The sequence below is a fragment of the Ectobacillus panaciterrae DSM 19096 genome (genome assembly GCF_000430785.1).
GTDB classification, from domain to species: Bacteria; Bacillota; Bacilli; order Bacillales; family Bacillaceae_G; genus Ectobacillus; species Ectobacillus panaciterrae.
This window is the reverse complement of sequence record NZ_AUMR01000042.1, coordinates 12,793-28,482: the sequence shown is the minus strand read 5'-3', so window position 1 is coordinate 28,482 and position 15,690 is coordinate 12,793. Positions and strand designations below refer to the sequence as shown.

At 37.1% G+C, this 15,690-nt stretch carries 14 protein-coding genes; 9 read left to right on the top strand and 5 right to left on the bottom strand.

Translation table 11 applies throughout. The features are described from left to right. Nucleotides 1-116 precede the first annotated feature (116 nt). The 8 genes from yycF (at nucleotide 117) to rlmH (ending at nucleotide 7,670) form a co-directional block, all read left to right on the top strand. Nucleotides 117-824: a response regulator YycF gene (gene yycF, locus H540_RS0111335; protein WP_028400746.1), complete on the top strand. Its 708-nt coding sequence runs from the start codon at nucleotides 117-119 to the stop codon at nucleotides 822-824. Between the two features lie 3 nt (nucleotides 825-827). Next, a complete protein-coding gene (walK, locus tag H540_RS0111330; RefSeq protein WP_028400745.1) occupies nucleotides 828-2,666 on the top strand; it encodes a cell wall metabolism sensor histidine kinase WalK in 1,839 nt (612 codons plus the stop codon). Next, a complete protein-coding gene (locus H540_RS0111325) occupies nucleotides 2,663-4,027 on the top strand; it encodes a YycH family regulatory protein (RefSeq protein ID WP_028400744.1) in 1,365 nt (454 codons plus the stop codon). Before walK ends, H540_RS0111325 begins: the two co-directional genes overlap by 4 nt. Then, nucleotides 4,014-4,808, top strand: a complete 795-nt coding sequence (locus tag H540_RS29565; RefSeq protein WP_034670863.1) for a two-component system regulatory protein YycI — start codon at nucleotides 4,014-4,016, stop codon at nucleotides 4,806-4,808. The genes H540_RS0111325 and H540_RS29565 overlap by 14 nt, the downstream gene beginning before the upstream one ends. Before the next feature lie 14 nt (nucleotides 4,809-4,822). Then, a complete protein-coding gene (locus H540_RS0111315) occupies nucleotides 4,823-5,617 on the top strand; it encodes an MBL fold metallo-hydrolase (protein ID WP_028400743.1) in 795 nt (264 codons plus the stop codon). A gap of 59 nt (nucleotides 5,618-5,676) precedes the next feature. Continuing rightward, complete coding sequence (locus H540_RS0111310; RefSeq protein WP_028400742.1) at nucleotides 5,677-6,864, top strand: S1C family serine protease; 1,188 nt, start codon at nucleotides 5,677-5,679, stop codon at nucleotides 6,862-6,864. A 90-nt stretch (nucleotides 6,865-6,954) separates the two neighbouring features. Further along, nucleotides 6,955-7,131, top strand: coding sequence for a CxxH/CxxC protein (locus H540_RS0111305; protein WP_028400741.1), 177 nt, complete (start codon nucleotides 6,955-6,957; stop codon nucleotides 7,129-7,131). A 59-nt stretch (nucleotides 7,132-7,190) separates the two neighbouring features. After that, entirely contained in the window at nucleotides 7,191-7,670 is a 480-nt protein-coding gene (gene rlmH / locus H540_RS0111300; protein ID WP_028400740.1) for a 23S rRNA (pseudouridine(1915)-N(3))-methyltransferase RlmH, read from the top strand. A gap of 111 nt (nucleotides 7,671-7,781) precedes the next feature. On the opposite strand, the gene nspC is transcribed toward rlmH, so the two are convergent. After that, entirely contained in the window at nucleotides 7,782-8,909 is a 1,128-nt protein-coding gene (gene nspC, locus H540_RS0111295; RefSeq protein WP_028400739.1) for a carboxynorspermidine decarboxylase, read from the bottom strand. Nucleotide 8,910: 1 nt separating this feature from the next. Further along, complete coding sequence (locus tag H540_RS0111290; RefSeq protein WP_028400738.1) at nucleotides 8,911-10,149, bottom strand: saccharopine dehydrogenase family protein; 1,239 nt, start codon at nucleotides 10,147-10,149, stop codon at nucleotides 8,911-8,913. 1,035 nt (nucleotides 10,150-11,184) lie between these two features. On the opposite strand from H540_RS0111290, the gene H540_RS0111280 reads away from it, so the two are divergent. Beyond that, nucleotides 11,185-12,210: an acyltransferase gene (locus tag H540_RS0111280; protein WP_028400737.1), complete on the top strand. Its 1,026-nt coding sequence runs from the start codon at nucleotides 11,185-11,187 to the stop codon at nucleotides 12,208-12,210. Between the two features lie 364 nt (nucleotides 12,211-12,574). Here H540_RS0111280 and H540_RS0111275 read toward each other — a convergent pair whose 3' ends face one another. The 3 genes from H540_RS0111275 to H540_RS29560 form a co-directional block, all read right to left on the bottom strand. Continuing rightward, nucleotides 12,575-13,099 (bottom strand): IS66 family transposase zinc-finger binding domain-containing protein, encoded by a 525-nt coding sequence (locus H540_RS0111275; protein WP_028400736.1) that lies wholly within the window; start codon nucleotides 13,097-13,099, stop codon nucleotides 12,575-12,577. A 472-nt stretch (nucleotides 13,100-13,571) separates the two neighbouring features. Then, the gene (locus tag H540_RS0111270) at nucleotides 13,572-14,216 is read right to left on the bottom strand and encodes a hypothetical protein (RefSeq protein ID WP_028400735.1); all 645 of its coding nucleotides are present in this window, start codon (nucleotides 14,214-14,216) and stop codon (nucleotides 13,572-13,574) included. A gap of 713 nt (nucleotides 14,217-14,929) precedes the next feature. Next, on the bottom strand, nucleotides 14,930-15,481 hold the full coding sequence (locus tag H540_RS29560; protein WP_051317080.1) for a DoxX family membrane protein: 552 nt from the start codon (nucleotides 15,479-15,481) through the stop codon (nucleotides 14,930-14,932). Nucleotides 15,482-15,690: the final 209 nt, after the last annotated feature.

The window sequence follows — 15,690 nt, the reverse complement described above, 5'->3', positions numbered from 1 at the left end:
AAATCTCATATTTTACAAACACGCCTACATCTTTTAAAATAAGAAGTAAGACCGCCTCTAGCAGCAGCTAGAGGTTTTTGTGTAAAAATAACGAATTTTCGGGAGGAATGGAGCAAATGATGGGAAAAAAGATTTTAGTCGTTGATGATGAAAAACCAATTGCTGATATCCTGAAGTTTAATCTTGAAAAAGAAGGCTTTGAAATTGTCGTAGCTCACGACGGGGAAGAAGCGATTGAAAAGGTAGAAGCAGAGCAGCCGGACATGATTTTGCTTGATATTATGCTTCCGGGAAAAGACGGTTTAGAAGTATGCCGCGAATTAAGAAAAACATATGAGATGCCAATTATTATGCTTACAGCAAAGGATTCCGAAATTGATAAAGTATTAGGCTTAGAGCTGGGTGCAGACGACTATGTAACAAAGCCGTTTAGCACACGTGAACTATTGGCGCGCGTAAAAGCGAACTTACGACGTCATCAGCAAGGCGGAGGAAACGAAAAAGAAGAAAACATTGAAATTGAAGTGGGCCCGATTGTTATTAATCCAAATGCATACAGCGTGGCAAAGCGTGAAGAAAATATTGAATTAACGCATCGAGAGTTTGAACTTCTTCATTACTTGGCAAAACATCTTGGACAGGTTATGACGCGTGAGCATTTACTGCAAACAGTATGGGGGTATGACTACTTTGGTGACGTTCGTACAGTGGATGTAACGGTTCGTCGTTTGCGTGAAAAGATTGAAGACAATCCAAGTCATCCAACTTTAATTGTTACGCGAAGAGGAGTCGGCTATTATCTTCGTGACCCAGAGCAGGAATAATTCATGAAAAAAGTTGGATTTTTTCAATCCATTCATTTGAAATTTGTTTTAATTTATATGCTTTTGATTTTGCTTGCGATGCAAATCATCGGTGTGTATTTCGTACGTGAATTAGAAAAAAGGCTTGTTGATACTTTTCAGACGTCGTTAACGAAACGTACAGATCTATTAGCATATAACTTAAAAGAAGAATTTTCAAAGGAAAGGGAAAAAAGTGATCCTCCGATTCAAGTAGCCATAGAAAACTTATTAAAAAGTTTTATTTCAACCCCAAAAGATGATGTCCAAGAAGTGCAGTTTATTGATGAAAACAGCCGCGTGGTAGCTACATCCGATCCATATAATCAAGGAATTGTCGGAAAGAAAATAAATGACCTTCGTGTAAAACAGGCACTTGTATCAGGTAATGCCCCTGACAATCTTAAGATAGAAAGAGCTCGTGACAGCGGAAAACGCATGCAGATAAAAGTTGTACCGATTGTGGTAGAAGGAAAGACAAAAGGCGTTATTTATATCACTGCTTCTATAGAAGAAGTGTATGTGCAAATGAAGGAGATCAATCAAATCTTTGCTACAGGTACAGTCATTGCGTTAATTGTAACAGCAGTACTGGGGATTTTATTGGCGCAAACGATTACGAGACCTATTTCAGATATGCGCAGACAAGCGTTAGAGATGGCAAAGGGAAATTACTCTCGTAAAGTAAAAGTATATGGGTATGATGAAATTGGGCAACTGGCGCTGGCATTTAACAATCTAGCCAAAAAACTGCAGCATGCCCGTGCTTCCACAGAGAGCGAGCGCCGTAAATTAACATCGGTTCTTTCTCATATGACGGACGGCGTAATTGCCACTGACCGAAAAGGTCGTATTATCTTATTAAATGATCCAGCAGAAAAGATGCTGAATGTTTCACGTGAAACAGCGCTTGATCAGCCGATTTTAGAGATTCTGGGCATTGAAAGTGAATATACCTTAGATCATTTATTTGAAGAGCCGGATTCTGTACTGCTTGATTTCAGTACACGCGATGAGCCATATATTTTACGTGCCAGCTTCTCGGTCATTCAAAAGGATACGGGGAAGGCAAACGGTTTAATTGCAGTTCTATATGATGTAACGGAGCAGGAGCGTATTGACAGAGAGCGCAGGGAGTTTGTTGCGAACGTGTCTCATGAGCTCCGTACGCCTCTTACAACGATGAGAAGCTACCTTGAGGCATTAAGTGAAGGAGCATGGCAAGATCCTAACATAGCGCCAAACTTCTTATCTGTAGCGCAAGATGAAACAGAACGTATGATACGTCTGGTGAATGACCTTCTTCGGCTATCTAAGATGGATAGCACAGAGTATCATCTAATGAAGGACTGGGTAGAGTTTACTGAGTTCTTCAGCCATATCATTGATCGTTTGGAAATGTCTAAGGAGCAAAATGTTTCCTTTAAACGGGCTTTTTCAAAGAAAAGCAGGTTTATTGAAATTGATGAAGATAAAATTACACAGGTTCTTTATAATATTATCTCAAATGCATTAAAGTACTCTCCAGAAGGCGGAACTGTTACGTATCGACTGCGCGAGCGGGGCGAAATGCTGGAAATCAGCATCAGCGACCAAGGAATGGGGATACCGAAAGAGAATGTGGATAAAATTTTTGATCGCTTTTATCGTGTAGATAAAGCAAGATCACGACAAATGGGCGGAACGGGTCTTGGTCTTGCAATTGCCAAGGAAATGATACAGGCGCATGGCGGATCTATTTGGGCAAAGAGTGAAGAAGGAAAAGGAACGACGATTTATTTCACTCTTCCGATGGAAAAGGACCAAGAGGATGATTGGGAATGAACATGGAAAACTTTAAAACCATTTTACTCATCAATCTAGTTGCCATCAGCTTATTTTTATCCTATAGCCTATGGACGTCACAGCCCGCTTCTAATTCATTTCAACAGCAAAAGTATGTGCAGGATGACGCTGTTATAGCAAAGAAAGAAGTATCTGATTTAATATTTCCCTCACGCATGATTGTTCATAAAGGGAATGCTCATATAGCGAGTGAACAAAACGTGTATATTAATGATATGTATAAAGCGTTGGAGCAAGGAGAGTTTCATGACTTTAAAGATGTATCTTATAAAGTTTCCATAAAAGAATTTCTCTCCTTTGTTCATGGCGACAACAAAACAGAGCTTGAGTTCACTACAGATATCCCATTTGATGCAATGAAAAGTGTTTTTTCTATTAAAGATAAAGGCTTAAGCAACTATAGCTTTGATCGTATTGTTATTAATTTTGATCCGGGTATAAGTCATGATGACGCCATTAAAACATATTTCATTTCGTATGATAAGAGAAAAATATATGAAATGACGCTAAAAGGCTATAAACTAAAGCAATTGGAAAATATACGAAATCAATTTACGGCAAAAGGCGGAAAAGACTACTTCATGTATCGGCTTGATGATGCACGTGCCGTTTTCTTGCCGGAAGCAGAGGTTGCACTCCCAAGTATACCGTATGTAACAAGCGAGCTACCGGAGGAAATGTTCAAAAACGCCCTGTTTACAGATCCTCGCTATGTAAAAAAAGATGAGACAGAAACTGAAGAAACATATACGGATGGCACACGTCTGCTGCAAGTCAATAAAGGGACCCAGATGTTGAATTATGAAAATTCCTCAGTTTCGAGCAATGAATATGTAACAGCCGGCTTGCTTGTGCAAAGAAGCATCAATTCCATCAATAGCCACGGCGGATGGACAGATTCCTATCGTTTTCATTATGTAAGCCCTAAAAAAGGAGAAACGGTCTTCCGTCTTTACGCGGATAATAGCTATCCTGTTTTTAGTGAAAAAGAAATGGCTTCGTTAAAGCAAACGTGGGGTGTTGAAGAACTTAGCACCTACAAGCGTCCTCTATTTAAGCTGCTCCTAAAAGGAGAGGAAGAAGAAAGCACCAAGCTTCCGTCCGGGCGAGCAGTTATAGCTTTATTGGAAAAGATGCCGAATGCAGATATGAAAAATATTAAGAGCATCGATTTTGGATATGAAATGGTTCCGGAAGTCGGGATGAGCGGCGGGAAAATTAATGTGATTAAGCTAAAGCCAATTTGGTTTATTTCATATGAATCCGCTAAGAACGGTCAGCTTTATAAAAAGATTTCTTGGGATACAGTAAAAGGAGGGGATCTTATTGGATTGGAGTAAAATTAAGAATATCTTTATCATTACGTTCTTAATCCTGGATCTCTTCCTTGTTTTCCAGACTATTCAAAAGCGTAACAGCAATCAGCTTGAGCCTATGGCGGTCACACCGCTCGAAGACCGCTTGGCAGAAGATAAAATCACGTATGTAGACCTGCCGAAAGAACCGACAAGAGAAGCTTATATTACAGGAAAAAGCAAAGTATTTAAGGAAGAGGAAATTCACTCCCTCAAAAATCAAACCGCTTCTTTAGAAAACAGCAATACGATTACAAGCAAGCTCAAGGACCCTTTGTTGATTCCGAAAAGCGACAAGGGTTATTTTTTTGAAGAATTTTTACGAACTTATATTTTTGAAGGATCAAAATATAAGTATTGGAAAACAGACGAGAAAGAGAAAAAGATTTATTTCTTCCAGCAATATAAAAATAAGAATATTTTTCTTAATGATTATGCAATGCTTATTGCAAACTTCAACGATAAGAATGAAATTACTTCTTATACACAAACCATGCTGACAGCTGTTTCAGAGATGGGCGGGCGCAATAAGGAGCAAGATATTGTTACATCTGTAAAAGCATTGGAAACATTGTATCTAAAGAATGAAATTAAGCCGGGAAGCCGGATAACAAAGGTAGAAATGGGCTACTATGCCATTGTTATTCCGTCATCAGGGGCACAAGTTATTGCGCCGACATGGCATTTTGTCGTAAATGGAAAAGATGATTATTATGTCAATGCGATAGAAGGACAATTTATCAAGATTGGCAAGGATAACAAGTAATGGAGTGAAAAAAGATGAGTTTACATTTCAGTATACTTGCCAGCGGAAGTACGGGAAACATGCTGTACGTAGGGACAGACAAGCAGAAGCTATTGGTGGATGCAGGGCTTAGCGGGAAAAACGCGGAAGCCCTTTTTCAGCAAGTCGGAGCGAATCTGCAAGATCTATCTGGCATTTTAGTGACGCATGAGCATAGCGACCATATTAAAGGATTGGGTGTTCTGGCTCGCAAATACAAGCTCCCGATTTATGCGAATGAAAAAACATGGAGAGCAATGGAGCCGCTTATCGGCAATGTTTCAACCGATCAAAAATTTATATTCCCTGCCGGAACTGTGAAAACATTTGGGGATATTGATGTAGAATCCTTTGGTGTTTCTCATGATGCTGCGGAGCCGATGTTTTACGTATTTCATCATGAGGGCAAGAAGTTAGCTATCATCACAGATACGGGTTATGTAAGCGACCGAATGAAAGGTGTTATTAAGGGAGCTGACGTCTTTATTTTTGAAAGCAATCATGATGTAGATATGCTTCGCATGGGCCGCTACCCGTGGAGTGTAAAACGAAGAATTTTAAGCGATGTGGGGCACGTTTCTAATGAAGACGCCGCTCTCGCTATGACAGATGTGATTACAGACAATACAAAGCATATTTATTTGGCGCATTTAAGCCAGGATAACAATATGAAGGAACTGGCGAATATGTCAGTATCGCAAGTATTGGAAAGCAAAGGAATGCCTGTCGGACAAGCATTTCTTATTCATGATACGGATCCGAAAATACCGACGAAAATTCAATACGTATAATTTATCCTTTTGGCGAACAATACAAGAGAGATGTTTTCCAAAAGGACAGGTGAACGTATATGGGTTTCTATGATGATAACGAGTATAAAAGAAACAGAAAAGTTAATAAAAAGGTAGTAATTTCCGGTGTGGCCGGCGCTGTTGTGGGAGCTACTTTGTTTGCATTTGCTGTACCTACCTTCTCCAAGCTTGGCTGGATTCAGGAGGAAGGAAAAACAGAAGCAAGCGAAACACGCAACTATGCGGCTCCTGCAAAGCAAGAAATTGTGAATGTGGATGTTCGTTCCGGTTTTATCAGTGCTGTAGATAAGGCATCCGATGCGGTTGTCGGAGTTATCAACATCCAGCGCGACAGCTTTTCTGAAGCGGATGCAGAGGCAGGAACAGGATCGGGTGTCATCTATAAAAAGGGCAATGGCAAAGCAAATATTGTTACAAATTATCATGTCATCGAAGGTGCCAACCGAATTGAGGTCAGCCTAACCAATGGAAAGAAAGTCCCTGCTCAAATATTGGGGGGAGACAAGGTCATGGATTTGGCAGTGCTGCAGATCGATGAAAAATTTGCGCCGAAGGTTATTGAAGTCGGTGACAGCAATACAGTGAAGCGCGGTGAGCCTGTTATTGCAATTGGGAACCCGCTCGGGCTCGAGTTCTCTGGAACTGTTACACAAGGAATTATCTCTGCCACTGAGCGTATCGTACCAGTGGACTTAGACAATGACAAGCACTATGATTGGCAAGTGGAGGTGCTGCAGACGGATGCGGCCATTAACCCTGGAAACAGCGGAGGAGCACTTGTCAATGGAGCGGGGCAATTGGTCGGAATCAACTCCATGAAGATTTCTGCGAAAGACGTACAAGGAATTGGCCTTGCAATTCCTATTACAAGGGCGATTCCAGTCATTGATGAACTTGAGAAAACAGGAAAAGTAAAACGCCCATACTTAGGTGTGGAGCTTCGTTCACTCAACGAAATTCCGAGTTACTACTTTGACAAAACGCTCAAGCTGCCGCCAAATGTAGTTGACGGCGTTTGCATACTGGATGTAAAAAGCCCTTCTCCAGCTGCCCAAGTAGGACTGAGAGAATATGACGTCATTGTTGAAGTGGACGGGAAGCCAGTGCGTGATATTATTGAATTCCGTACAATCCTGTACAAAAAGAAAATCGGTGATAAAATGAAGATAGGTTTTTATCGCGGAACGAAGAAAGAAGCAACAACCGCGACACTTGGTGAAGGTTAATGATAAACAGGAGAGTCTTCTCTCCTGTTTTCTTATGATAATCAGCAGATAAAAAGTATGTATATCAGAAAATATATTTGAGGTGATACAATGAACATTTTATGCTGTCTTGAGCATGTAGAACTTGCATTGGATATTATTGTGGATGAGTTTGAAACGCCGCCGGTTATACACAATGTGGATAACTCTTTAGAAACATGCGAATATTGTCAAAATAAAGCGATATATGTTGTATCGAACGCAGATTCTGATACAAGATGTGGATGACGGTTGTGGATATGTTGATAACTTCTGTGGATAAGATGTTTGTAAAGTGAGGAATATTTGTGAATATCACGATTATAACAATTGGCAAGTTGAAGGAAAAATACTTAAAACAAGGAATTGATGAGTATTTAAAAAGATTATCTTCCTATGCAAAGGTAGAAATTATAGAGCTGCCAGACGAAAAAGCACCAGAAAATTTAAGCGAAGCTGACATGGAAATCGTCAAAGAAAAAGAAGGAAGCCGTATTCTTGAAAAAATTTCAGATGATACACACGTTATTGCGTTAGCGATTGAAGGGAAAATGAAATCTTCTGAGGACCTTGCGAAGGATATGGATCGGCTTGCTACATATGGAAAGAGCAAGGTAGCATTTATTATTGGTGGCTCGCTCGGGTTGAGCAGTCAGGTGATGAAACGCGCTAATGATGCTCTTTCCTTCTCAAAAATGACGTTTCCACATCAGCTAATGCGATTGATTTTACTGGAGCAGGTGTATCGGGCGTTTCGGATTAATCGGGGGGAACCGTATCATAAGTAAATGAGGTTTTTTAGTAACTGAAATATTTAGAAAAAATCCAGCAGCAAATAGCTGCTGGGTTGTAGTTTTATAGATGATATAAAAGCGTTAGAAAAAATCGTTACAACTCTTTTAAGCTAGTCTCATCTTAAAATCTTGATAGCTAAATTCGCGCACGACTTGACAATCACCATCTTTATCTCGTACTGCAATGGCTGGCAATGGCATGCCGTTGAATGTGTTGGTTTTCACCATTGAGTAAATCGCCATATCCCCAAAAACTAACCTGTCGCCGCTCTTTAATGGCTGATCGAAAGAATAATCTCCTATTACATCGCCTGTAAGGCAGGTTTGCCCGCCAAGTCGATATGTAAATGGCTTCTCGCCAGTTTCGCCTGAACCAAAAAGAGGTGGACGATATGGCATTTCCAATACATCGGGCATATGACAAGTTGCTGAGGTGTCAAGAATGGCAATCTCGATTCCGTTTTTATGGATATCAAGTACAGATGTGATCAGATAGCCTGCATTGAGCGCAATGGCTTCTCCTGGTTCAAGGTATACTTCTAAACCGTATTTATCCTGCATTCTCTTAATACAAGCTTCTAGTGTTGGGATATCATAATCTTCTCTTGTGATATGGTGACCACCGCCAAAGTTGATCCATTCCATTTGTGGCAGCCATTGTCCAAACTTTTCTTCCACTGCATTTAGAGTTGTCTCTAAATCGTCTGAGTTTTGCTGGCAAAGGGTATGGAAGTGCAGTCCTGAGACACCTTCAAGCAAATCCGGACGAATATCTTCCTGTTTTGCACCGAATCTGGAACCTAGTGAACATGGATCATAGATTTCATGTCCAACTTGTGTAGAGCATTCAGGGTTGATGCGCAAGCCCACTTTCCTACCAGCTTGAAGAGCTTTATCTTTGAATTTTTCCAACTGTGAGAAGGAATTAAAGATAATATGATCGCAAATGGATATAATTTCGTCGATTTCGTCTTCACGATAGGCAGGGGCAAAGACATGATTTTCTTTGCCCATTTCCTCGTAACCCAGGCGAGCTTCGAATAAGCCACTCGCTGTTGTGCCACTTAAATATTTTCCAATCAGGGGATACATTGTTGTCATAGAAAAAGCTTTTTGTGCCAACACAATCTTTGCTCCTGTACGCTGCATGACGCCATTCAGGATTTTTAGATTTTTTTCGACGAGGTCTTCATCGACTACGTAACAAGGTGTTGGTAATTCTTCAAACCGCATTTTAACGAACTAGCTCCGATTCTTTTGTTTTTGCAGGCTCATCATTAACAAGCACTGGATTAAAGTCTTCTACCCATGGAAGTCCCCATTTGTTCAACGCTTCCATGAATGGATCTGGATCAAATTCTTCAATATTGTATACGCCCGGTTTGTTCCACTTTCCAGTCAGAATCATAGCTGCTCCAATCATGGCAGGAACACCTGTTGTATAAGAGATGGCTTGAGAACCAACTTCTGTGTAGCATTCTTGGTGGTCACAAACATTGTATACATAGTATGTTTTATCTTTGCCGTCTTTTTTCCCTTTGAAGATACAACCAATGTTTGTTTTTCCAACTGTACGTGGTCCTAGCGTTGCTGGATCCGGTAATACAGCCTTTAAGAACTGAAGTGGAATGATTTGTTTTCCTTCGAACTCAATTGGTTCAATGGAAGTCATTCCTACATTTTCAAGGGCCTTTAGGTGAGTAAGGTAACTTTCGCCGAATGTCATGAAGAAACGGATACGCTTAAGTCCTGGGATGTTTACAGCAAGAGATTCAAGCTCTTCATGGTAAAGCAAATACATATCCTTCTCGCCAACTTCAGGGAAGTTATAGCCGCGTTTGATTTCCATTGGTTCCGTTTCGATCCATTCACCATTTTCCCAATATCTTCCGTTTGCAGAAACTTCACGTATATTGATTTCAGGGTTGAAATTCGTTGCGAAAGGATATCCATGATCCCCGCCATTACAGTCAAGAATGTCGATGTATTCAATTTCATCAAAGTGATGTTTTAGTGCATAAGCAGAAAATACACCTGTTACACCTGGGTCAAAGCCGCTGCCTAAAAGAGCTGTAATTCCAGCTTTTTCGAAACGCTCGCGGTATTCCCACTGCCATTTGTATTCAAATTTTGCTGTATCTTCCGGCTCATAATTTGCTGTATCCAAGTAATGTGTTTTGGTTGCAAGACAAGCCTCCATGATGGTTAAATCCTGGTATGGTAATGCTAAGTTCATGACGATATCTGGTTTTACTTCTTCAATTAAAGCGATTAGCTCATCAACATTATTTGCATCCACTTGTGCAGTGGTAATTTTCGTTTTGCCGCCATCTAATTTGGCTTTTAACTCATCACATTTAGATTTTGTACGGCTTGCGATACAAATCTCTTCAAATACATCACTGTTTTGAACACATTTGTGGATAGCTACTGATGCCACTCCACCACAACCTATAATAAGTGCTTTTCCCATTCTTCTAGCTCCTAACTATATAAAGTTTTGAAAAATAAAAGGAATTCCGTAACAGCCCAACTAGCGGAGTATCTGGCACTTGCGATTTTTTGTAGAAAAGGATGACTGTTATAGCTCCTCAAAACAAAAAAGCAAGTGCAAAAACGCATAACCGCGCATCACACTTGCTTTAGATATAATCATCAATATTAAAAAAGCATAGGTAACTCCATAACAAAAGCAATTTGTATACACTGGGGCTTTTGTAAGAAGGCTCTTTAATATTCGGAATATATCATAAAAGGATCAGAGTCTATATAGCAAATAAGTACTTTTACCACTCTTATTGACCGTTTCACAAGTTGATGTGCACATGCACTGGTTGTAAAGTAACCAACTTATAAAATTTGAGCTTTTAACTCAATCAATAAGGCAACTAAAGTTGCCAATCGGCATTTGACCCGGCTGTCCGTATGGCCTTAACATTCTTAAGAGAAGTGGTCAAAATTATCTGCTTGGAAAGATCCAGATATATTGAATAGCAGCTTTCCAATTTACGCACCTCTTTATATTATCACATACAATATATATAGCAATAGGCAAAATTTAGATTATTTATTAAAAATACAATATATAAAGATGCCCAAATGGTTTGCGAAAAAACCAATCTGCAAATGCTTGTTTTAAATCTGAAGGCGTAACCGGCAAACTATAAAGATGATTTAGTTAAAATACCCTCATATAGATACATCACGGTGAACCCTACCATAAATAGATGCGATTTTCACAAAAATGAATATCAAAACTATGACTATTAATATCGATTTAAGTTCAATTGGTATTTGCTTATTAAGGCGATTATTCGCTATTATATAGGAGCCATCTCTTCTGTGTTGGCAGTGTTTCCTAGTCTAAATCAATATACCAAAATTGATATGTTTTTTATGCTTATTCCTGTAAATGACTATGCTTCAATGGCTACTAGTATTACTGCTAATTACACTCATCAAACTTTTATAGTTGCAAAAGTTGAGTAATTCAATTATGGAGGGAAATATGAATCGACTACTGTATATGGATTGGCTGCGTGTTTGTGCAACGTTTGGCGTTGTAATCATTCATGTTTCAGCTGGTTATGTATCAACATTACATCCAGGTCAAGAATTGAGCTGGTTTATAGGAAACTTTTTTGAGACACTTTCACGTTGGGCTGTCCCAGGATTTGTTATGATTAGTGGTGCTTTGTTGTTAAAAGATCAAAGAGAGCTACCATATTGGGAATTTTTAAAAAAGCGTGCAAGTAAGGTGATTATTCCTTTTGTAGGATGGAGCGTTTTGTTTTATATTTATGAAGTTTATAAGGGTTATTACCCTCCATCTATTAAAGAGGGTATAAAGCTATTCATTAATAATGGAATAACCGGTCACTTTTGGTTCCTTTATATGATTATAGGATTATATCTAATTACTCCTCTCTTAAAGGTATTTGTTAGGCACGCACAAAAACATCATATTGAGTACTTTTTAATCCTTTGGCTATATGCTTCTGTAGTTACAAAGGTATCAAATTTCTGGTTTGGTATGAAATTTTCCTTAGAACTGTTTTTTGTAACAGATTATGTAGGCTACTTCCTTTTAGGGTACTATCTTAATCAATTTGAAATCAAAAAGCGTTGGAGAGTGCTTTCATATTTTGGATTAATCATTGGTTTGATTGCTACGTTTCTATTTACTTATTATTACACAGTGAAAGGTGGAGGACAGCTCGATCAGTTTTGGTACGATTATTTCTCACCAACTGTTCTACTTTGCGCTGTTGGTCTATTTATATTCTTTCGTAATAATTTTAATGAGCGCCCATTATCATTTCTATTCAATGGAATCAATCAAGCAAGTCTAGGTATTTATATAATTCATTACTGGTTATTAAATAATTATTTATGGAGAATATTCCCCTATCTTGAGACGAATTTTCATCCAGTTATTGTAATTCCAATAAAGATTGCAATTACTTTAATCCTTAGTACTATTATCATATTAGTTTTAAAACGTATTCCGATAGTAAACAAATTGGTACCTTAATTTCCAAATTTATATGTTGATGAAAGACTTGAAAAGGGCATAACCATTTGTTCAGGTTACGTCATTTATAAAAAGAAAGCTTTACTACAATACAATAAAGGTGTAAAAAATGAACCCGGTATTTTGTGTGGTTCATTTTTTAATAAATTATTTGTAGTGAACATAAAGAATTACTTCAATATTGTTTGATTTCATTAAAAAGTCCTGATACGAAGATTATTGATTTTGAAAAAGATATCATTATGGTCACTACTCAGGTCCTATCCAAAATCAATACAAATAGAGGTAATTGTATCACGATTACCTCGTAAGCTATGTTTCAAATAATTCTATTTCTCCTGTTTTCATCACTTGTTTCATGGATTCAAACAGGTGCTTGGATGAGTCTGTTTCTGGCTTGCGGTTCAAAGGTTTCACTCAAATAGGTTCCAAATTTCCGATTTATATTCCAAAGTGTTCCTTCGCTGATGGACAGATCGAAAAAATGGTGAAAGAACTCTTTTGTCCGGGCAAAGGGAACCAATTGGTAGTGCATCATATACATGACTATGGTTTGCACATTTGTCCCGTATTGAACATGATGCCGCACATCTTCAGAGAAGGCAGACTCTGTTTTTACGCCACATCTCGCGCATGATTTCACTTCGGTCTCGTGTTGTGTCACCTCTAGCTGAATCGGCGGAATATCAAACACCTGACGCGTTTTCACTCGAATAACTGGCCGATCTTCTAAGGATTCACCGCAACAGGTATACGTCGTCACACGATGTTGGATGACAGAATCAGGATGAGGAACGTGATGGAGTGTATGACCTTCATGCCCTGGTTGCCCCCCTGTCTTACGGCCTATTTTTTCATGTAAACTCTTCGTTTTTGGTGTTTGTGACAATCTAAAAATGGTTCTTACGCAACTTTCACTAAAGTTGCGTAAGAACCATTTTTTAGTTGCCAAATACATTTAATGACGATGATATCCAAAATGTTGTTTATGTAGAAATCCCCCATAAAATATTATGGGGAGTTAGCCTAAATACATATAAATACTTTATGTTCAAAATCAACTATGTTCTTAGGTGATGTTCGGTGAACCGTACCATAAATAGATGCGATTTTATTGTCTTTATAATGATTTTGAAGGGCTAGTCTATTTTATTAAGATAAGATCATTTTTCATTAGCCCGCTTAAAGCGGGCTTTTTTAATACCAAGAAAGTCTTAAGATTTATATAAAGAGCTTGTTTAGATTTGATTAGTATCATTACCTTAGATGAATAAAAAGAACAGTTCAATGTTCTTGATACTTTTTCTCTGTATGTTAGTGAACAGATATATATTTTGTTTTTCAGGCGATACTATTTCCGATTAATACACTAACTCTAAAATCGTATGAATATCAGCCTTTGCCGATTTAGAGTTAGGGTTACAAATTAATCTGAGCCATATTTTTGATATCGTTCTATTCTTTTCTTTTTTACTATCGACAATGAATGTAATGGGGTGTTTTTTTAAGGCAGTGTTCTTTATAAGGAGATTTGCTTTCTCTATCAAATCGAGGATATTTAACCGATTATCATAATTATAAAGTTTAATAACATCTAAATGATCATTAAAAGATAGATGATCATGATCTTTTATACGCATATCTACTACTATAGTGCTTTTGAGTTGAAATTCTTCATTAAAATAACTTGGATCTATTACGTAGATCGGTAAACTCTTTTCCACCACTTTTAGGGATAATCTACCTTCCCTTTTTTTGATTGTTAAGCGTAGCCTTTTCATATAATTAAATGCATAGATTGTCCATTCTGTGAATAATGCTAGTAACAAGCTCGCAAATGGAATAATCATAAAAGGCTTTAAAATAAAATCAACTGGATTAAAACTTATATTCCATAAATGAATATTGAAAAAATTAAAAATGGTAAATGGTATGATAAGATTTAGGATGATATAAAGAATGATTGAGTATTCTTTCCAACTATTTTTACCTAAAATGTTAATCAAATTAACCATCTCCTTTTTTAGTAAGTCCGTTCATCAATTGCCTCCATTTTAACATAAAATAACTTGTTTTCTATAAAAACTATTAATCAAATTCTTTCATATATAGATAAGAATCTACATGCAGCTTACTTAATAGGATTGATTTTGTCTAAGTATGATTACTAGTATCGAATAAGGGGATTTACATATTTAGTCAAATTTCATCTTAATTCAAGGTCTAGTGTTTAGTTTAGCTTATGTTCGACAATCATTTATAGTATACTTTGCTAATTCAATTCCGTAAAAGTCAGTTCATGAAGGATAAAGAAATTTGATCAATGAAGAATCAGTGCTAAATAAGGGGTAAATAAAAACACAGGTTTTCATGTTGTGGTGAACCGTATCATAAGTAGTACAAAGTTCCTTTAAGAAAAGAATAAAAGAATAAAAGAATTATTCAATTTTCTTATTGTTATTAATTGTAATGATGTAAGTATAATAAATTACCGTCACTAAAAATTAGTGACGGTAATTTATTATATGCTTTAATGTAATTTTAAGGTTATTTTAGAATATAATTGCTATGAACTACTATTAACATTAATAAGTAAAGGAAGTAATGACATTGAAGGTTACTAGAATTTTATTATATTTATTTGTGTTATTTAATATCCTTGGGTTGCTGTATTGGATTACTTTAATGTTAATAGACATATTTAACTAATAGTAATAGATTAAGTGTTACTCAGCAATCTTTCTTTCTCAGGTGGCATGGAGTTGTTTTTTTCTCTTTTGTTTTCATTGGTTGTAAACAGAATATCTAGATTAAAATACTTATCAAGACTTAAATGATAAATTTTCGTTCTAAAAATGATTAATGTAAACGCACTCGTATAAAGAACAAGGCTCATTAAATTCATATTTCCAGAAAGTATGAAGTTAATGTGCATAAAGAGACAGATTAAGATTGATGGTATAGTAAGTAATCCCATTATAATAAGTACACCAAGAATGATTTGAACGATAGGAATGACATAGTTTAAAGTCATCACATATTCTAATGCTACGTTTTCAATAAGAACTTTATAAAACAATGGGACATTTGGCTTCTCTAATGCACTGATTAAATACTCATTCAGAAACACCCCAGGTTCTTTAAACCATAGTTTTTCGGAAATTTTGGTTACTCCAGCTAATAGCCAACCAATTCCAAAGAGAACACGCATTAAAATAATAAGAGATGGAAACAACCATCTTTTTTTATTTACTTTTGATTGAATTGCCATTCGAGTACTCCTCCTCTTTAAATATTTAGGTTGTTTTTCCTTATACAAACTTTTTTGCCTTAGGTAAAAAATAAGGACAAAAAAATTTGTATGTTTGATTTTGGACTCTTGCATTATATGCATTACTCTTAAAAAGTTTCCTTTACGCAAATTATTTTACCGCATCAAAAAGGATATTAGTAAACATTAATGGAGTATTTCTTTTTATT

Bases quoted from the DNA above. Each gene is read 5' to 3' on its own strand.
- yycF (WP_028400746.1), top strand. From the start codon at position 117: ATGATGGGAAAAAAGATTTTAGTCGTTGATGATGAAAAACCAATTGCT.
- walK (WP_028400745.1), top strand. From the start codon at position 828: ATGAAAAAAGTTGGATTTTTTCAATCCATTCATTTGAAATTTGTTTTA.
- H540_RS0111325 (WP_028400744.1), top strand. From the start codon at position 2,663: ATGAACATGGAAAACTTTAAAACCATTTTACTCATCAATCTAGTTGCC.
- H540_RS0111315 (WP_028400743.1), top strand. From the start codon at position 4,823: ATGAGTTTACATTTCAGTATACTTGCCAGCGGAAGTACGGGAAACATG.
- H540_RS0111310 (WP_028400742.1), top strand. From the start codon at position 5,677: ATGGGTTTCTATGATGATAACGAGTATAAAAGAAACAGAAAAGTTAAT.
- H540_RS0111305 (WP_028400741.1), top strand. From the start codon at position 6,955: ATGAACATTTTATGCTGTCTTGAGCATGTAGAACTTGCATTGGATATT.
- nspC (WP_028400739.1), bottom strand. From the start codon at position 8,909: ATGCGGTTTGAAGAATTACCAACACCTTGTTACGTAGTCGATGAAGAC.
- H540_RS0111290 (WP_028400738.1), bottom strand. From the start codon at position 10,149: ATGGGAAAAGCACTTATTATAGGTTGTGGTGGAGTGGCATCAGTAGCT.
- H540_RS0111280 (WP_028400737.1), top strand. From the start codon at position 11,185: ATGAATCGACTACTGTATATGGATTGGCTGCGTGTTTGTGCAACGTTT.
- H540_RS29560 (WP_051317080.1), bottom strand. From the start codon at position 15,481: ATGGCAATTCAATCAAAAGTAAATAAAAAAAGATGGTTGTTTCCATCT.